The organism is Streptomyces sp. NPDC049585 (genome assembly GCF_040675615.1).
In the GTDB taxonomy this organism is placed as follows: domain Bacteria; phylum Actinomycetota; class Actinomycetes; order Streptomycetales; family Streptomycetaceae; genus Streptomyces; species Streptomyces luteosporeus.
On sequence record NZ_JBFAPE010000009.1, the window covers coordinates 176,439 to 196,742 of the forward strand.

Annotated in this window: 16 protein-coding genes and 1 tRNA gene; 9 read left to right on the top strand and 8 right to left on the bottom strand. The window is 73.4% G+C overall.

Annotation, left to right across the window (positions count from 1 at the left end; all coding sequences use genetic code 11):
- Positions 1-135 precede the first annotated feature (135 nt).
- Positions 136-1,446 (top strand): class I SAM-dependent methyltransferase, encoded by a 1,311-nt coding sequence (locus AB0K17_RS13580; RefSeq protein ID WP_365983051.1) that lies wholly within the window; start codon positions 136-138, stop codon positions 1,444-1,446.
- Positions 1,447-1,518: 72 nt separating this feature from the next.
- Here the strand turns inward: AB0K17_RS13580 and AB0K17_RS13585 are convergent, their stop codons facing one another.
- Together AB0K17_RS13585 and AB0K17_RS13590 are read right to left on the bottom strand one after the other, a co-directional pair.
- The gene (locus tag AB0K17_RS13585; protein ID WP_365983052.1) at positions 1,519-4,032 is read right to left on the bottom strand and encodes an FtsX-like permease family protein; all 2,514 of its coding nucleotides are present in this window, start codon (positions 4,030-4,032) and stop codon (positions 1,519-1,521) included.
- A gap of 35 nt (positions 4,033-4,067) precedes the next feature.
- On the bottom strand, positions 4,068-4,850 hold the full coding sequence (locus AB0K17_RS13590; protein ID WP_365965994.1) for an ABC transporter ATP-binding protein: 783 nt from the start codon (positions 4,848-4,850) through the stop codon (positions 4,068-4,070).
- Positions 4,851-5,207: 357 nt separating this feature from the next.
- Here AB0K17_RS13590 and AB0K17_RS13595 point away from each other — a divergent pair.
- Together AB0K17_RS13595 and AB0K17_RS13600 are read left to right on the top strand one after the other, a co-directional pair.
- Positions 5,208-5,290 (top strand) — tRNA-Leu (locus AB0K17_RS13595).
- A gap of 189 nt (positions 5,291-5,479) precedes the next feature.
- Positions 5,480-6,373, top strand: coding sequence for a Bax inhibitor-1/YccA family protein (locus tag AB0K17_RS13600; protein WP_365965993.1), 894 nt, complete (start codon positions 5,480-5,482; stop codon positions 6,371-6,373).
- A gap of 68 nt (positions 6,374-6,441) precedes the next feature.
- On the opposite strand, the gene AB0K17_RS13605 is transcribed toward AB0K17_RS13600, so the two are convergent.
- On the bottom strand, positions 6,442-6,672 hold the full coding sequence (locus AB0K17_RS13605) for a DUF4287 domain-containing protein (protein WP_344437764.1): 231 nt from the start codon (positions 6,670-6,672) through the stop codon (positions 6,442-6,444).
- A 98-nt stretch (positions 6,673-6,770) separates the two neighbouring features.
- Here AB0K17_RS13605 and AB0K17_RS13610 point away from each other — a divergent pair, with 98 nt between their 5' ends.
- Positions 6,771-7,088 (top strand): hypothetical protein, encoded by a 318-nt coding sequence (locus AB0K17_RS13610; protein WP_365965992.1) that lies wholly within the window; start codon positions 6,771-6,773, stop codon positions 7,086-7,088.
- Between the two features lie 4 nt (positions 7,089-7,092).
- On the opposite strand, the gene AB0K17_RS13615 is transcribed toward AB0K17_RS13610, so the two are convergent.
- From AB0K17_RS13615 to AB0K17_RS13625, 3 genes are all read right to left on the bottom strand, one after another.
- Positions 7,093-7,854, bottom strand: coding sequence for a hypothetical protein (locus AB0K17_RS13615; protein ID WP_365965991.1), 762 nt, complete (start codon positions 7,852-7,854; stop codon positions 7,093-7,095).
- Positions 7,855-8,129: 275 nt separating this feature from the next.
- A complete protein-coding gene (locus AB0K17_RS13620) occupies positions 8,130-9,350 on the bottom strand; it encodes an acetyl-CoA C-acetyltransferase (protein WP_365983053.1) in 1,221 nt (406 codons plus the stop codon).
- 142 nt (positions 9,351-9,492) lie between these two features.
- A complete protein-coding gene (locus AB0K17_RS13625; protein WP_365965989.1) occupies positions 9,493-10,542 on the bottom strand; it encodes an SGNH/GDSL hydrolase family protein in 1,050 nt (349 codons plus the stop codon).
- Positions 10,543-10,766: 224 nt separating this feature from the next.
- On the opposite strand from AB0K17_RS13625, the gene AB0K17_RS13630 reads away from it, so the two are divergent.
- From AB0K17_RS13630 to AB0K17_RS13640, 3 genes are all read left to right on the top strand, one after another.
- Positions 10,767-12,173: a cystathionine beta-synthase gene (locus AB0K17_RS13630; protein ID WP_365965988.1), complete on the top strand. Its 1,407-nt coding sequence runs from the start codon at positions 10,767-10,769 to the stop codon at positions 12,171-12,173.
- A 389-nt stretch (positions 12,174-12,562) separates the two neighbouring features.
- On the top strand, positions 12,563-13,918 hold the full coding sequence (locus AB0K17_RS13635) for an acyl-CoA synthetase (protein WP_365983054.1): 1,356 nt from the start codon (positions 12,563-12,565) through the stop codon (positions 13,916-13,918).
- Positions 13,919-13,992: 74 nt separating this feature from the next.
- A complete protein-coding gene (locus tag AB0K17_RS13640; protein ID WP_365983055.1) occupies positions 13,993-14,844 on the top strand; it encodes a MurR/RpiR family transcriptional regulator in 852 nt (283 codons plus the stop codon).
- Between the two features lie 289 nt (positions 14,845-15,133).
- On the opposite strand, the gene AB0K17_RS13645 is transcribed toward AB0K17_RS13640, so the two are convergent.
- Positions 15,134-16,354 carry an esterase gene (locus AB0K17_RS13645; RefSeq protein WP_365983056.1) on the bottom strand — a complete coding sequence of 407 codons (1,221 nt, stop codon included), beginning with the start codon at positions 16,352-16,354 and terminating at the stop codon, positions 15,134-15,136.
- Between the two features lie 217 nt (positions 16,355-16,571).
- Here AB0K17_RS13645 and AB0K17_RS13650 point away from each other — a divergent pair, with 217 nt between their 5' ends.
- Positions 16,572-17,174 (top strand): hypothetical protein, encoded by a 603-nt coding sequence (locus AB0K17_RS13650; RefSeq protein WP_365983057.1) that lies wholly within the window; start codon positions 16,572-16,574, stop codon positions 17,172-17,174.
- Here the strand turns inward: AB0K17_RS13650 and AB0K17_RS13655 are convergent.
- A complete protein-coding gene (locus tag AB0K17_RS13655; RefSeq protein ID WP_365983058.1) occupies positions 17,158-18,492 on the bottom strand; it encodes a diaminopimelate decarboxylase in 1,335 nt (444 codons plus the stop codon). The two genes, AB0K17_RS13650 and AB0K17_RS13655, sit on opposite strands and share 17 nt — an antisense overlap.
- Before the next feature lie 94 nt (positions 18,493-18,586).
- On the opposite strand from AB0K17_RS13655, the gene hutU reads away from it, so the two are divergent.
- Entirely contained in the window at positions 18,587-20,245 is a 1,659-nt protein-coding gene (gene hutU, locus AB0K17_RS13660; protein WP_365965982.1) for a urocanate hydratase, read from the top strand.
- Positions 20,246-20,304 lie beyond the last annotated feature (59 nt).

Below are 20,304 nucleotides of genomic sequence, written 5' to 3' on the forward strand. Positions count from 1 at the left end.
AAGGGCGTCCACCGATCCGTGGGGTGGGCGCCCTTCGGCGTGTGCGCACCCCGCCGAAGGGCAAGGACTAAGGCACGAATCCACCGGTGTTGAGGCGTCAGGATCTCCTGACCCTCGATCATGGAGGTGTGCGACATGCCCGAGGCCGCTCGACGGCTCGCCGACCTGGCCCAGCAGGCGCTGGGCACCCCGCTCCCGGTGCGGCTGCGCGCCTGGGACGGCAGCGAGTACGGCCCGCCCGGCACTCCCGGCAGCCCGGTCCTCGTACTGCGGCGCCGGCGGGCCCTGCGCCGGCTGCTGTGGCAGCCGGGCGAGCTCGGCCTGGCCCGCGCCTGGGTCGCCGGTGACCTCGACGTCGACGGCGACCTCTTCCAGGCCCTGCGGCTGCTGGCCGGGCACCTGTGGGAGCGCGGCGAGCCGCGCGGCCGCACGGGACGCCTGGCCGCCCTGCGCGACCCGGCGCTGCGCGCCGTCGGCCGCGAACTGCTGAAGCTGACCCCGCCCTGGCTGCCGCCCGCCCCGCCGCCCGAGGAGGCCCGCACCGGCGGCGGCGCCCGGCACAGCCTGCACCGCGACAAGCGCGCCATCAGCCACCACTACGACGTCGGCAACGCCTTCTACGAGCGCGTCCTGGGCCCCTCGATGGTCTACTCCTGCGCCTACTGGGAGAGCCCGGAGGCCACCCTGGAGGACGCCCAGGAGGCCAAGCTCGACCTCGTCTGCCGCAAGCTCGCCCTCGCCCCCGGCCAGCGACTGCTGGACGTCGGCTGCGGCTGGGGCTCGATGGTCGCGCACGCCGCCCGCACCTACGGCGTGCGCGCGGTCGGCATCACCCTCTCCGAGGAGCAGGCCGCCTACGCCCGCAAGCGCGTGGCCGACGCCGGCCTCGCCGACCGCGTGGAGATCCGCGTCCAGGACTACCGCGAGATCGCCGACGGACCCTTCGACGCGATCTCCTCCATCGGCATGGCCGAGCACGTCGGTTCGGCCCGCTACGCCGAGTACGCCGCCGACCTGTTCGCGCTGCTGCGGCCCGGCGGGCGGCTGCTCAACCACCAGATCGCCCGGCGCCCGCTGCAGGACGAAACGGCCTACGAGGTGGACGAGTTCATCGGCCGCTACGTCTTCCCCGACGGCGAGCTCGCACCCGTCGGGCGCACGGTGGCGCAGCTGGAGGAGGCCGGCTTCGAGGTGCGGGACGTGGAGTCGTTGCGCGAGCACTACGCGCTGACGCTGCGCAGCTGGGTGGCCAACCTGGAGCGGCACTGGGCCGAGGCGGTGCGCCTGACCTCGCCGGGCCGGGCCCGGGTGTGGCGGCTGTACATGGCCGCATCGGCCCTGTCGTTCGAGGCCAACCGGATAGGGGTGAACCAGGTGCTGGCGGTGCGCACCCCGGACTCCGGCGAGTCCGGGCTGCCGCTGCGCACCCGCGACTGGCGCGGCTGACCGGCGCCACGGACAACGGGCAGGGGCCCGGTCCTGTCCCAGGACCGGGCCCCTGCTGTCGTACGGCTGCGCCTACTCCGCCTTGATGGCGGCCAGCATGTTGAGCTTGGCCGCCCGGCGGGCCGGCCAGAGCGCGGCCAGCATGCCGACCAGGGCGGACAGCAGCAGGAAGACGGCCATGCTGCCCCAGGGCAGGACCAGCTCGTAGGTGCTGATGCCCTTCTTGATGAGGTCGCCCGCGGCCCAGCCGAAGAAGACGCCCAGGCCCACGCCCATCACACCGCCGAAGAGCGAGATGACCAGCGACTCCAGGCGGACCATCCGCTTGATGCCCTTGCGGTCCAGGCCGATGGCCCGCAGCATGCCGATCTCCTGCTGCCGCTCGAAGACGGACATCGCCAGGGTGTTGACGACGCCGAGGACGGCGACGACGACGGCCATGCCCAGCAGGCCGTAGAGCATGTTCAGCAGCAGGCCGATGGCCTTGGAGATGCCGTCGGAGATGTCCTGCTTGGTCTGGATCTGGATGGCGGGGTTGTCGCCGAGGGCCTTGGCCAGCCGGTCCTTGGTGGCCTCCGTGGCGCCGCCCTTGGTCTTGACCATCACCTGGCGGTCGTCGATCTGGCTCTGATGCGGGGCCAGGGCGTCCTTGTCGACCCAGACGCCGCGCATCAGGTCGTTGCCCTTGTAGATGCCGGAGACCGACAGCCTGCCCTTGGTGCCGTCCTCGTAGGTGACGTCGAGGGACGAGCCGAGCTTCCAGTGGTTCGAGCGGGCCGTCGCGTCGTCCACGACGACCTTGTCGCCGGAGAGACCGGCGAAGGAGCCCGCCGTGAACTCCAGGCTGGTGAGCTTGCCGATGGTCCGGCCGTTGACGCCGGTGAGGCTCTGGTGCCCGCCGTCGATCCGCGCCGGGGACGAGCGCAGCGGGCTGGCGGCGGCGACGTCCGCGTGGGCGGCCAGCTTCTGCGCCACGTCGGGCGAGAGCGGCGTCATGCTCGCCATGGAGACGACGTAGTCCGCCTTCAGCGAGCTCGTGGCCATCTTGTCGACGGCCTGCTGGACGCTGCCGGCTATCACCGTCAGACCGGTGATCAGCGTGAGGCCGATCATCAGCGCGGAGGCGGTCGCGGCCGTACGGCGCGGGTTACGCACCGCGTTCTGCCGGGCGAGCTTGCCCGAGATGCCGAACATGCGCAGGACGGGCGCCGCGGCGGCGATGACCGGGCGGGACAGCAGCGGCGTCAGCACGAAGATGCCGATGAGGACCAGGGCGGCGCCGATGCCCATCATGGTGGAACTGGTGGCGGTCAGGACCAGGGCGGCGCCGGCGGCGGTGAGGGCACCGCCGAGGGAGTTGCGGACCACCAGGGACTTGGTGGTGGCCACGGCGTGCACGCTGTTCATCGCGGCGACCGGCGGGATCTTCGCGGCGCGGCGGGCGGGCAGCCAGGCGGCGAGCTTGGTCACCATGACGCCGACGACCAGCGAGGTCGCGATCGTCGAGGGGGAGACGACCAGCGGGCCGTCCGGGATGGTCGCACCGGTGCTGTTGAGCAGGGCGCGCAGACCGGCGCCGATGCCGATGCCCACGAGCAGGCCGAGCACGCCGGCGACGGCGCCCACGACGATCGCCTCGATCAGCACCGAGCGGGTGACCTGGCGGCGGCTGGCGCCGACCGCGCGCAGCAGGGCCAGCTCCTTGGTGCGCTGGGCGACCAGCATGGTGAAGGTGTTGGCGATGATGAAGATGCCGACGAACAGGGAGATGCCGGCGAAGACCAGCAGCACGCTGCGCATGCCGTCCATGCCCTGGGCGATGGCGCGGCTCTGCTCGTCCGCGAGCTCCTTGGCCGTGGTGGCCTCGGCGTTCTTCGGCAGGACCTGCTTCAGGGAGGTCCTGAGCGCGGCCTGGGAGGTGCCGGTGGCCGCCTTGACGTCGATGCGGTTGAACTCGCCGGGCTTGGCGTAGTGGCGCTGGGCGGTGGCGGTGTCGAACAGCGCGAGGCTGCCACCGGCGGAGACGTTGCCGTCGTCGGTGGTGAAGATGCCGGTCAGCTTCTCGGAGAGCACCGGACCGTCGACGGATACCCGGACGGTGTCGCCGACCTTGTAGCCGGCCCGCTCGGCGGTCTTGGCGTCCAGCGCGATCTCGCCGGCGTTCCGCGGCGCCCGGCCGCTCCTGAGCGGGTAGCGGGGGTCCTTGCCGCCGGCGCCGGGGTAGTAGTTGGAGCCGGCGGAGTCGAAGCCCTCGCCGACCAGCTTGCCCTTCTTGTCGGCGATGGCGGCGAAGCCGCTGACCGTGCCGGTCGCGGAGGCGGCGCCGGGCACCTTGGCGGCCCGGTCGAGCAGGTCCTGGCTCAGCCGCGGGGTCGCGCCGGGCCGGCCCTCCTCCTTGTGGCGGGGCTCGATGGCGACGTCGACGCCCGTGAAGCCCTTCTCGGAGCTCTTCTGGAACGCGTCGGAGATGGTCGAGGTGAAGACCAGGGTGCCGGAGACGAAGGCCACGCCGAGCATCACGGCGAGCACGGTCATCATCAGGCGGGCCTTGTGCGCGAGCACATTGCGCAGCGCAGTGCGGAACATGGGGTGTCAGTCCTGGTGGTCGGATCCGGCGGTGGTCAGCTCGTGCGGCCCTTGGCGTCGAACCGCTTCATGCGGTCGAGCACCGAGTCGGCCGTGGGGTCGCGCAGGTCGTCGACGATGCGGCCGTCGGCGAGGAAGACCACGCGGTCGGCGTAGGAGGCGGCCACCGGGTCGTGGGTGACCATGACGACGGTCTGGCCCAGCTCGCGCACGGAGTTGCGCAGGAAGCCGAGGACCTCGGCGCCGGAGCGGGAGTCGAGGTTGCCGGTGGGCTCGTCGCCGAAGATGATCTCCGGGCGGCTCGCCAGGGCCCGGGCGACGGCCACGCGCTGCTGCTGGCCGCCGGAGAGCTGGCTCGGGCGGTGCTTGAGCCGCCCGGACAGGCCGACGGTGTCGACGACCGTGTCGAGCCACTGCTTGTCGGGCCGGCGGCCGGCGATGTCCATCGGCAGCGTGATGTTCTCCAGCGCCGTCAGGGTCGGCAGCAGGTTGAACGCCTGGAAGATGAAGCCGATCTTGTCGCGCCGCAGCCGGGTGAGCTTCTTGTCGCTCAGCCCGGTCAGCTCGGTGTCGCCGATGCGGGCCGAGCCGGAGGAGACGGTGTCGAGGCCCGCCATGCAGTGCATCAGGGTCGACTTGCCGGAGCCGGAGGGACCCATGATCGCGGTGAACTCGGCCTGCCGGAACTCCACCGAGACGGCGTCCAGGGCGACCACCTGGGTCTCACCCTGCCCGTACACCTTGGTCAGGTCCGCGGCCCGGGCGGCCACGGCGGTGGTGCGGACAGCGGTCTGGGCGCCGAAGGGCGTGGTGGTCACGGTGGAGCACTCCTTGCGGGACAGCGATGGGCGGACGTACTCCATCGTCGGTGCCCCGCCGGCGCCGGGGATCCGCCCCAGCTCCGGTTCCCGTGACAGTCTCCGGAGGTATGCCGTGGCCGCCGTGTCATCCCTGGGTAGGAGAGCGGCCCTTACCGAGGGCGACGAGATTGCGACAATTCCGCTTGCTCGTGGGGGTGGGGTGATGAACGGGGGAGATCGGCCTCTGGCATGTGCCAATGGCGTCGTCCCATGACTGATGCCCCCTCAGTTGCCAATAAAATAAGACAACCTCCGGTCCCGGATCCGCTGTTTGGGGGGCGCTCCCCGGCTAGGCTCGGGGTGCTCCAGCCCCCCGCCCGGATGGTGGAATGCAGACACGGCGAGCTTAAACCTCGCTGGCCCTTCGGGCCGTGCCGGTTCAAGTCCGGCTCCGGGCACCTCTCTCCCCGTGCTCCCTCCGCGGCCCCGCCCGCGGAACCGATCGGCGACGGTTCGCGTTGTCTGCTGTGGGGGCGTCTGCTGTGCCGACGCGTGAAAAAAGATCGTCCCCTGGCAGGAGCGCCTTTTCTTTGCCTACCCATTACGCTTGAGGCCAAGGCCACGCAGGGTGGCCATGGAGGAGTGAGATGAGGAGCAGCAACCCGGTCTTCTCGCGACGGGGGTTCAGCCGCGACAGCGGTTACGCGGGCTTCGGAGCGGGGCCGCAGGCCGGGGCCGCGAACCCTTACGCGTCGAACCCGTACGCCGGCACCGCCCAGCCGGGCGGCCCGTACGCGCAGCCCACCAACCCCTACGCGGCGAACCCGTACGCCCAGGGCGGCCAGGACCTCTACACGGGGCAGCCGCAGGCGCCCGTGCAGACCGCCGGACGGATGACGATCGACGACGTCGTCACGCGCACCGGCATGACGCTGGGTCTGGTGGTTCTCGCCGCTGCCGCCGCCTGGGCGCTCTCGCTGCCCGTGGGCCTCGGCTTCGGCGCGGGCATCGTGGCCTTCGTCCTCGGCATGGTCCAGACGTTCAAGGCCAAGCCCAGCCCCGCGCTGATCCTGGCCTACGCCGCGTTCGAGGGCCTGTTCCTCGGCGTGGTCAGCAAGGCCTACAACGCGATGGCCTACGGCGCGCCCGTGCAGGCCGTGCTCGGCACGATGGCCGTCTTCGCCGGCGTCCTCGTCGCCTACCGCACCCGCATCATCCGGGTCGACAACCGCTTCGCCCGCTTCGCGATCGGCGCGGGCATCGGCTTCGTCCTGCTGATGCTGGCCAACTCGCTGTTCGCCGTCTTCGGCGGCGGTGACGGCCTCGGCCTGCGCAGCGGCCCGCTGGGCATCGCCGTCGGCGTCCTCGGCGTGCTGATCGGCGCCGCCTACCTGGCGCTGGACTTCAAGCAGATCGAGGACGGCGTGCGCTACGGCGCCCCGCGCGAGGAGTCCTGGCTGGCCGCCTTCGGCCTGACCCTGTCGCTGGTGTGGATCTACACCGAGATCCTGCGGATCATCGCGATCCTGAACAACGACTAGCCCGCACGGCAGTCGGCAGCAGGGCCCGGGAAGGCACAGCCTTCCCGGGCCCTTCTCGTTCCGCTCGGCTACCGAAGCTTCCGCGCCGCCCGTCGCAGGTCGTATTCGTGGACGATCGCCTTGGCGTGGCCGTAGGCCAGGTCGTGCGCTCCGCGCAGCCAGCTCACCTTCTCCTCGAAGCGGGAGAGGGAGGGTCCTTCCTCGACCGTGCGCAGCCAGTCGGCGATCTCGCGCCCCGTGCACTGGGGGATGCGGGAGAGCATGTTCCGGTGGGTCTCGTCGGAGAAGACGTGGGACATCGGCGCCTCCGGACGCGTCGAATGATGGTCCTTCATGTCACCGTGCCCGAGTGTTCAAGCGTTGGCAACAGTCGGTGGCGGACGCATAGGCTCTGGGCGTGGACGATGTGACCCCCCTCCTCACCGCCGTGGACACGTTCGCGGACCGGCTGCGCACCCTGCCGCAGTCCCGCCTGAGCCGGGGCGCGGCCGCCGAGGCCCTGGCCCTGGCCAGGGAGCTGGCCGCCTGGACCCAGCGGATCGAGGAGCCGCAGATGAGCGAGGTGCGCGAGATGCCGGACGCGGGCATGTTCGCGGTCGCCGACCAAGTGGCGGTGGCCGGTCACGATTTGGCCGAAGCCCTCTGCGCGTCCGGCGGGGACGTCGCCGAGGCCGTGCGCCTGGTGGAGGCCGCCGCCCACCGCTGCGGGCTGTAGGCGCCTACAGCGAAGCGATGACGCGGTCCGCGAGGACGTAGACGGGCCCGGCCTCGCACCGGAACGTCAGGGCGTAGGCGCCCGAGACGCCCGAGCCGCCCAGGAGCGTGGGCGCCTCGCCGGCCCGCAGGGCCTCCGCCAGGCGCTCGGCCGTCTCCCGGTGCCCCGGCGTCATGCACACCGTCGTGCCGTCCGCGAAGACGTACACGTCCAGCGTGCCCAGCGGGCCGGGACGCACGTCCGCCAGCGGGATGCGCCCGTCGGCGAGTTCGGTGAGCCGCTCGATCGTGCGTTCGTGGTCCCCGACGGCCGAGGCGGCCGTGGGCGTGAAGTCCGGGTGCGAGGGGTGGCGGCGGCGTGCCGCCGCGAGCTCCGGGGAGTCGGCGGCCTCGGACTCCAGCTCGGTGAGCGGGTCCACGGCCGCGAGGTCGGGCAGGCCGCCCAGCAGGGCCGCCGCGTCCGCCGCGCCGGCCAGGTCGCGGGCCTCCTGTGCGGCCCAGAACGCCCGGGCCTCGGCCAGCTCGCGCTCGCGCTCCTCGGCCAGCGCGTCGGCGACGGCGGCCCGTATCTCGGCGAGTTCGGCGGCCGGGGCGGTGCGCGCCGCGGGCACCGCGGGGCGCTCGGCCCGGTCCGCGAGAACCGCGACCAGGTCGGCGCGCAGGGCCGTGATCTGCCGGCGCAGACCGCGAGTGCTGTACAGGGCGGCGACGCCCGAGGCCGTGGCGGCCGCAGCGCCCAGCAGCAGGGCAAGGGACATGGCGCTCACTGACGTACTCCCGGTTGCTTGGATCCCCCGAATTCCTACCTCAGCATTGCGCATGCCTCGGGAGCCCCACAGTGCAAAACGTCAGTAAACGGACGGGACCAAGGACCCGGACGTTGTTCCTTCAACCACTCTGACCTGGGGAAACGAATCGCCCCCGGGACGTTGGTCACATCCTGGGGGAGATTCGGTCACGTTTCGGCAAGGTGGCCGATAGTTGCTGTTGGCAGTTGCCCGGCGGGCAATCCCGTCAGCTCAGCCGCCTCAGCTCAGTCGCCTCAGCTCAGCCGCTCGATCACCATTGCCATGCCCTGGCCGCCGCCCACGCACATGGTCTCCAGGCCGAACTGCTTGTCGTGGAACTGCAGCGAGTTGATCAGCGTGCCGGTGATGCGGGCGCCGGTCATGCCGAAGGGGTGACCGACCGCGATCGCGCCGCCGTTGACGTTGAGCTTGTCGAGGTCGATGCCCAGGTCCCGGTAGGAGGGGATGACCTGCGCGGCGAACGCCTCGTTGATCTCGACCAGGTCGATGTCGTAGATGGTCAGCCCGGCCCGCTTCAGGGCCTGCCGGCTGGCCTCCACCGGGCCGTAGCCCATGATCTCGGGGGAGAGCGCCGAGACGCCCGTGGAGACGATCCGGGCCAGCGGGGTCAGCCCCAGCTCGCGCGCCTTGGTGTCGGACATGATCACGACCGCGGCGGCGCCGTCGTTGAGCGGGCAGCAGTTGCCCGCCGTGATCAGGCCGTCGGGGCGGAAGGCGGGCTTGAGGCCCGCCACGCCCTCCAGCGTCACGCCCGCGCGCGGACCGTCGTCCGTGGAGACGACCGTGCCGTCGGGGAGGGTGACCGGGGTGATCTCGCGCTCCCAGAAGCCCTTCCTGATGGCCTCCTCGGCGAGGTTCTGCGACCGCACGCCGAATGCGTCCATGTCCTCGCGCGTGACGCCCTTGAGGCGGGCGAGGTTCTCGGCGGTCTGGCCCATCGCGATGTACGCGTCCGGCACCAGGCCGTCCTCGCGCGGGTCGTGCCAGCCCTCGCCGCCGGCCTCGGCGCGGGCGGCCGTACGGGCCTCGGCGTCGGCGAACAGCGGGTTGTGGGTGCCGGGCTGGCCGTCGGAGGAGCCGTTGACCGATCGCGAGACCATCTCGACGCCCGCCGAGATGAACACGTCGCCCTCGCCCGCCTTGATGGCGTGCAGCGCCATGCGGGAGGTCTGCAGGGAGGAGGCGCAGTAGCGGGTGATCGTGGTGGCGGGCAGGTGGTCCATGCCCATCTGCACGGCCACGATGCGGGCGAGGTTGTGGCCCTGCTCGCCGCCCGGCATGCCGCAGCCGAGCATCAGGTCGTCGATGTCGCGCGGGTCCAGCCCGGGCACCTTGGCGAGCGCGGCCTGGATGATCGTGGCGGTGAGGTCGTCCGGCCGCAGCTCCTTCAGGGACCCCTTGAAGGCACGGCCGATGGGGGAGCGGGCGGTCGATACGATCACGGCTTCGGGCATCACGGCTCCAGGGGGCGCGGACGGGCGGGACTCTCCGGTCCCACCGGGAAGTTACCCGCAAGTACGGTGCCGGTCACGACTTCACGCCTGTGAAACGGACCTCTTTCCAGTCTCCCGCGCCCCGCAAGCCCCCCCGGGGCCCTCACTCGCCCGTCACCGGCGCCGCCGTCACCCCCGGACCCGCACCGGAACCCGTGCCCGGGGCCCCCACGTCGGCGCCCGGCAGCCGCCGCCTGCGGCGGCGCTTGAGCAGCGCCCAGCGGGAGCGGGACGTGGGCGCCACCTCGGTGCCGCCCTCGGCCGCCGCCTCCGCCGCCGCGCGGTCGACCGGCAGGATGCCCTCGCGCCGGGCCGCGTCCGGGCGCTCCTCCTCGGGCCACAGCCCCAGCGCCGCGCACAGCGTGGGCAGCACCGCCATCGCCGCCGTCGCGTACCCCTCGGCCGAGGGGTGGTAGTTGTCCGGCCCGAACAGCTCCCGGGGGTTCGCCGCGAACTCCGGACCCAGCAGGTCGCCGAGGGAGACCGTGCGCCCGCCCGCCTCCAGCACCCCGATCGTCTGCGCGGCGGCCAGCTGCCGGCTCAGCTGCCGGGCCAGCCAGCGCAGCGGCTGGTACACCGGCTCGATCGTCCCGAGGTCGGGACAGGTGCCGACCACCACTTCGCACCCCGCGCCCCGCAGCCGCCGCACCGCCTCGGCCAGCAGCCGCACCGAGCGCGCGGCCGGCACCCGGTGGGTGACGTCGTTCGCCCCGATCATGATCACGCACACGTCCGGGGCCCACTGCGGATCGCTGAGGATCTGGGTGACCTGCCGCTCCAGGTCGTACGACTGTGCGCCCGACAGTGCCACGCAGCGCATGTCGACCGGCCGCTCGGCCACCGCCGCGAGCCCCGTGGCCAGCAGGGCCCCCGGCGTCTGCCGAACCCGGTGCACGCCCTGGCCGGCGGCCGTGGAGTCGCCCAGCACCCCCAGCCGCAGCGGCTCGCGTCCCAGCTGGTGGACGAACGCCGAGCCGTAGCGGCCGTCCGCCTGCGGCGGCACCCCGCCGGCGCCGCCGACGACCCGCCGGGCCAGCGCCACCTCGGTGAGCAGCACCCCGAGCGCCGCCCCGCCGAGCACGCCGACCCCGCCGCCCCCGTACGCCGCCGCGGCGGCGATCCGCCGGGCGGCCCTCGCCCTCGCCTTGGACATCGGACGGCCTCCTTCGTGCCGTGAGCGCACACAATGCGCCACGGTGCGCGTTTTACACACGCTTCATAAAAGCTTCACGGAACCGGCTCGCCCTTGCCAGTGCGCGCCAATAGCAGGTTGCCCCGTGAGCCGGTGGTCACAACGCGCGTCGCGACAGGTCGGATGCGCTCTACGCTGGCGACACGGGCATGCGACGACGGCTGCCCCCGACCGCGGAGATCACCGTGCAGTATCACGATTCGATGATTGAGCTCGTTGGCAACACCCCGCTCGTGAAGCTCAACCACGTCACCGAAGGCATTCAGGCGACCGTCCTGGCCAAGGTCGAGTACTTCAACCCCGGTGGTTCGGTCAAGGACCGCATCGCCCTGCGGATGATCGAGGCCGCCGAGAAGTCGGGGGAGCTCAAGCCCGGCGGCACGATCGTCGAGCCGACGTCCGGCAACACGGGCGTGGGCCTGGCGATCGTGGCCCAGCAGAAGGGCTACAAGTGCATCTTCGTCTGCCCGGACAAGGTCTCCCAGGACAAGATCAATGTGCTGCGGGCCTACGGTGCCGAGGTCGTCGTCTGCCCGACGGCCGTCGACCCCGAGCACCCGGACTCCTACTACAACGTCTCCGACCGCCTGGTGCGCGAGACGCCCAATGCCTGGAAGCCCGACCAGTACTCCAACCCCAACAACCCGCTGTCGCACTACCACTCCACCGGCCCCGAGCTCTGGGAGCAGACCGAGGGGAAGATCACCCACTTCGTCGCGGGCGTGGGCACCGGCGGCACCATCAGCGGCACCGGCCGCTACCTCAAGGAGATCAGCAACGGCCGGGTGCAGGTCATCGGCTCCGACCCCGAGGGCTCCGTCTACAGCGGCGGCTCCGGCCGGCCGTACCTGATCGAGGGCGTCGGCGAGGACTTCTGGCCCTCCTGCTACGACGGCACGGTGACCGACGAGATCATCGCCGTCTCCGACAAGGACGCCTTCCAGATGACCCGCCGCCTGGCCAAGGAGGAGGGCCTGCTGGTCGGTGGCTCCTGCGGCATGGCGGTCGTCAGCGCCCTGGAGGTCGCCAAGCGCCTCGGCCCGGACGACGTCGTCGTGGTGCTGCTGCCGGACAGCGGCCGCGGCTACCTGAGCAAGATCTTCAACGACGAGTGGATGGCCGACTACGGCTTCCTGGAGGAGGCCGGCGACGCCGCCCGCGTCGGCGACGTGCTGCGCCGCAAGGACGGCGGCCTGCCCTCGCTGGTGCACATGCACCCCGAGGAGACCGTCGGCCAGGCCATCGAGGTGCTGCGCGAGTACGGCGTCTCGCAGATGCCCATCGTCAAGCCCGGCGCCGGCCACCCCGACGTCATGGCCGCCGAGGTCGTCGGCTCGGTCGTCGAGCGCGACCTGCTGGACGCGCTGTTCGCCCAGCGGGCCTCCCTGGAGGACCCGCTGGAGAAGCACATGAGCGCCCCCCTGCCCCAGGTCGGCTCCGGCGAGCCGGTCGGCGACCTGATGGCCGTCCTCGGCGGCGCGGACGCGGCGATCGTCCTCGTCGAGGGCAAGCCCACCGGTGTGGTCAGCCGTCAGGACCTGCTCGCCTTCCTCGCCGAGAGCGGCAAGGGCGGCAACGGCGGCACCAAGTAGGAGCCGTTCGGCCGCGCGCCGGCCAACTGCCGGACCGTGAAAGGTACGTATGCGTCACGTGGGCGCAGCATGGACTTAACACGGGTCCGGCATAGTGGTGCTCGCCGGCAAGGGCGAGCCCCGCTCCCCGGGCCGGCAGCGCCGACGCGGCGGCGGGTGCTCCGGAGCGGCTCCCGGACCCCAGGCCGTCCGGGCGCGGCCGACCGGGCCCGTACCCGGATCCCCGGCCGTGCCCCGCGCGGGGACCGCCGTCGTCCCGACCCCGGCTCCGGCCGGGGTGCGGCGGCCCCCGTGCCGCGTTCGTCGCCCCGTTCCCCCTGCTCCCGGTGCGTGCGTCACCGGTACGGTCGGGACGTGCCCCGCGCCGGCGGGGCCGGAAGGAGCGGACCGTGACCCCACCCCTGCTGACGGCCCTCTCGGCGCCCGCCGTCGCCGACCGGCCGGACGCCCTGACGATCGCCGGGCGCTCCTGCTCGTGGGAGGAACTCCTCGGCGCCGCGGGCGCGGTGGCCTCCCGCATCGCGGGCGCGGACAGCGTCGCCGTGCGCGCCGAACCGGCACTGGAGACGGTCGTCGCCGTCGTCGGCGGACTGCTGGCCGGCGTGCCCGTCGTCCCGCTGCCCCCCGACGCCGGGCCCGCCGAACGCGACCACGTCCTGCGCGACTCGGGCGCCACTCTCGTCCTCGGCGAGGACGAGCCCGTAGACCTCCGCGCCCGCGCGTCCTGGTCGGGCCCCGAACCCGACCCCAAGGCCACCGCCTTCGTGCTCTACACCTCCGGCACGACCGGGGCACCCAAGGGCGCCCTCATCCCGCGCGGTGCGATCGCCGCCGGCCTCGACGGTCTCGCCGAGGCCTGGCAGTGGACCGCCGAGGACACCCTCGTGCACGGACTGCCGCTGTTCCACGTGCACGGCCTGGTCCTCGGCGTGCTGGGCGCCCTGCGCACCGGGTGCCGCCTGGTGCACACCGGCCGCCCCACCCCGCAGGCGTACGCGGCCGCCGGCGGCAGCCTGTACTTCGGCGTGCCCACCGTCTGGTCCCGCGTCGTGCGCGACCCCTCGGCCGCCCGCGTCCTGGCCGGCGCCCGGCTGCTGGTCTCCGGCAGCGCCGCGCTGCCCGCCCCCGTCTTCCGCGACCTCGAAGCGCTCACCGGGCAGCGCCCCGTCGAGCGCTACGGCATGACCGAGACCCTGATCACCGTCTCGGCCCGGGCCGACGGCGAGCGCCGCCCCGGCGCGGTCGGAGTGCCGCTGCCCGGCGTGCGCACCCGCCTGGCCGCCGTCTCCGGCGGCATCGGCGAACTGGAGGTCAGCGGCCCCACCCTCTTCACCGGCTACCTCGGCCGCCCGGAGGCCACCGCGGCCGCCCACACCGACGACGGGTGGTTCCGCACCGGCGACATCGCCACCATCGAGGAGGACGGCACCCATCGCATCGTCGGCCGCGCCTCCACCGACCTCATCAAGACCGGTGGATACCGCGTCGGCGCGGGCGAGGTGGAGAACGCGCTGCTGGACCACCCGGCCGTCAGCGAGGCCGCCGTCGTCGGCGTCCCCCACGACGACCTGGGCCAGGAGATCGTCGCCTACGTCGTCGCCGACGGGATCGGCGAGCGGGAGCTCATCGACTTCGTCGCCGCCCACCTGTCCGTACACAAGCGGCCGCGCCGCATCCGCTTCCTGTCGGCGCTGCCCCGCAACGCCATGGGCAAGCCGCAGAAGAAGCTGCTGCCGCCGCTCTGAGCGCCCTGCATAATTTCATGCAGAAGGATTCCTGTGTGAATGGTGAACGGTGAATGGCGAGGAGGGCCCGGCCGATGGGCGAGACCAACGGTGAACCGGAGGCCACGGCACGCCTCCAAAAACTCTTCGAAGGCCACCGGCTCACCCCCACCCAGCGGCGCATCGCCCACTGCATGGTGCGGCGAGCGGCCGACGCGCCCTTCCTCTCCAGCGTCGAACTCGCCGAACTCGCCGGCGTCAGCCAGCCCTCCGTCACCCGCTTCGCCGTCGCCCTCGGCTTCGACGGCTACCCCGCCCTGCGCCGCCACCTGCGCGACGTCGTCCCCACCGCCGAGGCGGCGGAGGACGCCTCCGCCAACGAGTACCAGCAGGCCGTCCAGGCCGAGATCGACAACCTCCGCCACCTCGCCGGGCTGCTCGCCGACCCCGCCCCCGTCGAACGCGCCGGCCGCCTCCTGGCCGCCTCCCGCCCCCTGCCCGTCCTCGGCCTGCGCGCCGCCGCCGCCCAGGCCACCGGCTTCTGCTACTTCGCCCGCAAGGTCCACCCCGACGTCCGGCTCCTCGACGAGGGCGGCACGCTGCTCGCCGACCGCATCGACGGGGCAGTCCGCGCGGGGGCCGGTGCCCTGCTGTGCTTCGCGCTGCCGCGACACCCGCGGGAGGTCGTCGAGGCCCTCGCCTACGCCCGCGCCGCGGGCCTGACGGTCGTCACCGTCGCCGACTCCACCTTCGCCCCCGTGGCCCGCCACAGCGACCTCCTCCTCCCGGCGGCCGTCGGCACGGGCCTGGCCTTCGACACGGCGTGCGCGCCGATGCTGCTGGGGCGGGTGCTGCTCGAAGCGATGTGCGACGCGCTGCCGGACGCGCAGGCGCGGCTGGAGGAATTCGATGCGCGGGCCGCTGCGCGGGGCTTGTTCGTGGAGTGACGGTGCCCACCGGCGTGCACCCTTCAGCCCGGCCGGCCACGCTCGCCCCGTAGGGGCGCGGGGCGGCGCAGGATCTGCGGCTGCCGCCGCGTCGACTGCGGGCCGTCGATGGCCGATCGCGCAGTTCCCCGCGCCCCTACGGGGCGCCCCGCAGGGGCGCGGGCGTTGTCGATCTGCGGCTGCCGCCGTGTGGGCGCGGCAAGCCACGACGCGCCCGAGACGGGGTGCCGTGTCGCGCCCACGCGGCGGCAGCCGGACGGCGGGGCCGGGGATCAGCCCGCCGCAGGCGCTACCGCTCCCGGAGCTCGGGGAAATGGGGCAGGGGGCCGCCCCCGCGCAGGAAGCGGTCGAAGAAGGCCGCCACGTACGCCCGCGTGACCCCCACGGCCCGTTCGGGCCGCACCGTGCCCACCGCCTCCCGCACCGTGTCCCACGGGATCAGCCCCCGTCGCGCCAGCTGCGGCAGCACCACCGTCGCATCCGTGTACGCCCCGTGCTCCGCGCCCGTGAGCGTCGCGTTGCCCTTCCACGCCCCGTGCGAGTGCCGCCACAGGGCGAGCCAGGACGGCTGGTGGTCGTAGGGGCCGGAGTCGGCCGCGTCGGTGCCCATCAGCAGCAGGGGCCGGTGCACGCCGGCGCGGGCGACCGCGGAGAGGCCGCCGGGGCCGGGGAAGGCGAGGGTGCCGTCGAGGTCGACGGCGGCGTCGACGCGCCGGTCCTCGTACAGCGCCTGGACGGCCGTGAAGCCGCCCGCGGAGTGTCCCAGCGCCCCCACGTGCCGCAGGTCCATGGCGGCGGCCAGGGCGTGCGGCAGGCGGGCGGCGCGCCGGTCGCCGAGCCGGTCGAGGACGAAGCGCAGGTCGTCGACCCGCGCCCGCATGGCCTTGCGCAGCACCGCGGCGGGGTCCACGTCGCGCCGTGCGGCGAGTGCGGGCAGGACGGAGGTGGCCAGCCGGCCGCCGGGGAGGGCGACCTCGGAGGCATCGTAGGTGTGGTCGACGGTGACGACGACGTAGCCGCGGGAGGCGAGGTCCTCGACGAGCGAGGTGTTCCAGGTGCGCGGGTCGCCGAGCCCGGGGGAGTACAGCAGGACGGGCCGCACCCGGCTGCCGCGCGCCACCGGCGCGTCGGGGCGCGCGTGGGTGCGCACGGCCGACCAGTCGACGGCCCCCAGGGGTGTGCCCCGGCCGAAGTGGTCGGCCGCCCGCCGCTGCATGTACGGGGCGGTGGGACCGCCCGCGCGCCAGCCCTCCCGGGCCGCCGGGTACCACAGGCTCACCATGACCTCGCGGTGCGCGTGGCGCCCGGGGTGCCAGGGGTCGGTGCGGGAGGTGTCCACCAGGTGCCGGGCGGTGGTGCCCACCGGGTACGGCCCGGTGGGCGCCGGGAGCTGCACGTCCGCCGCGGCGGCGTGGGCGTGGGGCGCGCGGACCCCGAGCAGTCCGGTCAGGGCCAGCGCGGCCGCCGCCACCACGGCCCGCCTGCGCAGGGCCCGCTCGTTCACCGGCATGGCGCATCCCTCCGCTGCCGTCGGTCACCCGTCGATACGACGACCATAGGGACCGCCCGTACGACGACACGACATACGCGGGTGCCAACTCGCCCGTGATACCGGGGTATGACTCCACTGGCCCAGTACGGCGGGCGTCTCTCAGATCGTCCTCAGAAACGTCGGCTAGCGTGCCGGGCAACTGTCACCGACAAGGCATGGATCGAGGAGGTCTGACGTGGGTCGCGGAGCGTATGCGCTGGCGCGCGTGGCCGTGATCGTGCGGGCGCCGGCCCGCTGGCTGTTCTGGCTCGGGGCCCTGGGTGCGGGCATCGGTGCCCTGGTGCCGGGGCTGACCGGGCGCCGGATCGGGTTGCTGGCGGGCGCGGGACTGTTCGTGGTCACGGGGGCGGTGGCGTTCCTCGCGCGCCGCAGGCGCTACACCGAGCTGGCGGGCGGCGCCGAGCGCGCCGGGCGCTCGGTCTACCTGCAGGACCGCGCCGTTTCGCTGCGCAACTGGCGGCGGGCGCGCCGCTGGTGGCTGGCCGTCGCCTTCCTGGTCGCGGTCGGCTCGTCCTTCGCCGTGCCCGCCGCGGTGGGTCTGGGACTGGCCGGGCTGGGCGTCGGTCTGTGGGCGAAGGCCCTGTGGCTGGGGAGCGTGGAGCGCCGCGCGGACGCCCTGCTGTGGGTGCGTACCGAGCGTGCCCAGGGCAGCCCGGTCGCGGCCGCCGTCAGCGGCTGGTTCGCCACCGGGCTCGCCGCCGGCGACGCCCTGCCCGGCGGTGCCCGGCGCCGTACCCGCCCGACCACGGGCGGCGCGGTGGTCAGCGCAGCGCGCTGAGCCCCGCGGCGTGCCCGGCGCCGTTCTCGGCCACGAGCTCGTCGAGCGACTGCGGGGGGCGCACGGGAGCGAAACGCACACCCTGTTCGTCGCAGACATAGCCGTAAACCCCCGGACGGGGGAGCGTGTTGTACGCGTAGTGGTGCGCGAAGTAGTACGCGCCGGTGTCGAGGAGCGCCACATGGTCCCCGGCCTCCAGCGGCGGCAGCGGGCGGCCGGTCGCGACCAGGTCGCCCGCGAAGCAGCAGGGGCCGGCCACGTCCTGCACCACGGGCGCGCCCGTGCGGGGCCGGCCCACCGCGTCGTACGCCGCCACGCGCAGCGGCCAGGACCCGGGGTCGAACACCGTGCGCGAGGCCACCTGGGCGCCCGCGTGCGTCACCGCGATCCGGCGACCGCCCGCCGACTTCGTGTACTCCACCCGGGCCACGATCACGCCGTTCTTCGCCAGCAGGGACCGGCCGAACTCGGTGACCAGGCCGTAGCGCCCGTCGAACAGGCCGGGCACGGTCCGGGCCAGCAGCCGGGCGTACGCCCGGTGGGTGGGGTCGACCTCGTCGGAGGCGAAGTTCACCGGCAGACCGCCGCCGATGTCCACGGTGCGCACCCGCCGCTCGCCCGCCGCGGCGTTGATCTCCTCCGCCAGCTCGTACACGGCCCGTACGCCCTCCGCCAGCAGCTCCAGGGGGCAGCCCTGGGAGCCGGTGTGGGCGTGGACGCGGGTGAGCCAGGGACGCTCGGCGTAGGCGCGCACCACCCACTCCCGCGCCCCCGGGTCGCGCAGCCCCACCCCGAACTTCGACGTCGCCGTCGCCGTGCTCAGCGCCCCGATGCTGCCGCCGCCGACCTGCGGGTTGATGCGCAGGCCGAGCGGTGGGACGGCCCCCGGCAGGGCTGCGACCAGCGCGTCGAGCCGGGCGAGCTCCTGGGGGTTGTCGGCGTTGACCGCCAGACCCGAGGCGAGCGCCTCGCGCAGCTCCGCGGTGGTCTTGGCGGGGGAGTCCACGACGATCCGCTCCGCCGGCACCCCGGCGGCCCGCGCCACCGCCAGCTCACCGGGGCTGGCGACCTCCGCGCCCAGGCCCTCGTCCGCCAGCAGCCGCAGCACCGGCACCAGCGGTGCGGCCTTCACCGCGAACGCGTGCAGCGCGTCCCCCGCCCCCACCTGCGCGAACGCCTCCCGCAGGCCGGCCGCGGCCTGCCGGATGCCCCGCACGTCCAGCAGTCCGGCGACCGGCCGGCCCTCCCCGACGATGCCCTGCCCCACGGCGGCCCGCACGGCCGCGTCCCGGCGTCCTGCCGCGCTCTGCGTCTCCACACGGCTTGATGTGCCCGGCCCACCCTGTTGACTAGCAGTATTCAGCCACCCAGACTGTGCAGTGTTCTATTCAGAGCCAGGGAGGCAGGGCCCCATGTCCGGACCGCGACCCGTGCGAGCACCCCGAGGCACCGAGCTGAGCGCCCGGGGCTGGCAGCAGGAAGCCGCACTGCGCATGCTGCAGAACAACCTCGACCCGGAGGTCGCCGAGCACCCCGACAAGCTCGTCGTCTACGGCGGCACCGGCAAGGCCGCCCGCGACTGGCGCTCCTTCGACGCCATGGTCCGCACGCTCCAGTCGCTGAAGCAGGACGAGACCATGCTCGTCCAGTCCGGCCGCCCGGTCGGCGTCATGCAGACCCACGAGTGGGCCCCGCGCGTCCTCATCGCCAACTCCAACCTCGTCGGCGACTGGGCCAACTGGGAGGAGTTCCGGCGCCTGGAGGCCCTCGGCCTGACCATGTACGGCCAGATGACGGCCGGCTCCTGGATCTACATCGGCACCCAGGGCATCCTCCAGGGCACCTACGAGACCTTCGCGGCCGTCGCCGCCAAGAAGTTCGGCGGCACCCTCGCCGGCACCATCACCCTCACCGCCGGCCTCGGCGGCATGGGCGGCGCCCAGCCCCTCGCCGTCACCATGAACGACGGCGTCGCCATCTGTATCGACTGCGACCCCCGCGCCATCGAGCGCCGCATCGAACACCGCTACCTCGACGTCAAGGCCGACTCCCTCGACCACGCCCTCCAGCTCGCCGTCGAGGCCCGCGACGCCCGCCGCCCGCTGTCCATCGGCGTTCTCGGCAACGCCGCCGAGCTCGTCCCGCAGCTGCTGGCGATGAACGCGCCCATCGACATCGTCACCGACCAGACCTCCGCCCACGACCCGCTGGCCTACCTCCCCATCGGCATCCCCTTCGACGAGATGGCCACCTACGCGGCCGAGAAGCCCGCCGACTTCACCACCCGGGCGCGCGAGTCGATGGCCCGGCACGTCGAGGCCATGGTCGGCTTCCAGGACGCCGGCGCCGAGGTCTTCGACTACGGCAACTCCATCCGCGGCGAAGCCCAGCTCGCCGGCTACGAGCGCGCCTTCGCCTTCCCCGGCTTCGTCCCCGCCTACATCCGGCCCCTCTTCTGCGAGGGCAAGGGCCCCTTCCGCTGGGCCGCGCTGTCGGGCGACCCCAAGGACATCGCCGCCACCGACCGCGCCATCCTCGACCTCTTCCCCGAGAACGAGTCCCTCGCCCGCTGGATCAAGATGGCCGGCGAACGCGTCCACTTCCAGGGCCTGCCCGCCCGCATCTGCTGGCTCGGCTACGGCGAACGCGACCGCGCGGGCGAACGCTTCAACGACATGGTCGCCAGCGGCGAACTCTCCGCCCCCGTCGTCATCGGCCGCGACCACCTCGACTGCGGCTCCGTCGCCTCGCCCTACCGCGAGACCGAAGCCATGCTCGACGGCTCCGACGCCATCGCGGACTGGCCGCTGCTCAACGCCATGGTCAACGTCGCGTCGGGCGCGTCCTGGGTCTCCCTCCACCACGGCGGCGGCGTCGGCATGGGCCGCTCCCTCCACGCCGGCCAGGTCACGGTGGCCGACGGCACGGCCCTGGCGGGCGAGAAGATCCGCCGCGTCCTGACGAACGACCCCGGAATGGGCGTCATCCGCCACGTCGATGCGGGCTACGACATCGCGGAGACGGTGGCCGAGGACCGCGGGGTGCGCATTCCCATGCGGGAGGGCGAGTGACCGACGGTTCTTTCCCCGACCCCGCCCCTTCCCGAAACCGGGGCTCCGCCCCGGACCCC

What these genes read in the sequence shown, in the direction of transcription:
- AB0K17_RS13605 (WP_344437764.1), bottom strand. Translation starts at nt 6,672, where the DNA reads ATGTCCCACGTCTTCTCCGACGAGACCCACCGGAACATGCTCTCCCGC.
- AB0K17_RS13645 (WP_365983056.1), bottom strand. Translation starts at nt 16,354, where the DNA reads ATGCCGGTGAACGAGCGGGCCCTGCGCAGGCGGGCCGTGGTGGCGGCG.
- AB0K17_RS13580 (WP_365983051.1), top strand. Translation starts at nt 136, where the DNA reads ATGCCCGAGGCCGCTCGACGGCTCGCCGACCTGGCCCAGCAGGCGCTG.
- AB0K17_RS13620 (WP_365983053.1), bottom strand. Translation starts at nt 9,350, where the DNA reads ATGCCCGAAGCCGTGATCGTATCGACCGCCCGCTCCCCCATCGGCCGT.
- AB0K17_RS13625 (WP_365965989.1), bottom strand. Translation starts at nt 10,542, where the DNA reads ATGTCCAAGGCGAGGGCGAGGGCCGCCCGGCGGATCGCCGCCGCGGCG.
- AB0K17_RS13640 (WP_365983055.1), top strand. Translation starts at nt 13,993, where the DNA reads ATGGGCGAGACCAACGGTGAACCGGAGGCCACGGCACGCCTCCAAAAA.
- AB0K17_RS13585 (WP_365983052.1), bottom strand. Translation starts at nt 4,032, where the DNA reads ATGTTCCGCACTGCGCTGCGCAATGTGCTCGCGCACAAGGCCCGCCTG.
- hutU (WP_365965982.1), top strand. Translation starts at nt 18,587, where the DNA reads ATGTCCGGACCGCGACCCGTGCGAGCACCCCGAGGCACCGAGCTGAGC.
- AB0K17_RS13600 (WP_365965993.1), top strand. Translation starts at nt 5,480, where the DNA reads ATGAGGAGCAGCAACCCGGTCTTCTCGCGACGGGGGTTCAGCCGCGAC.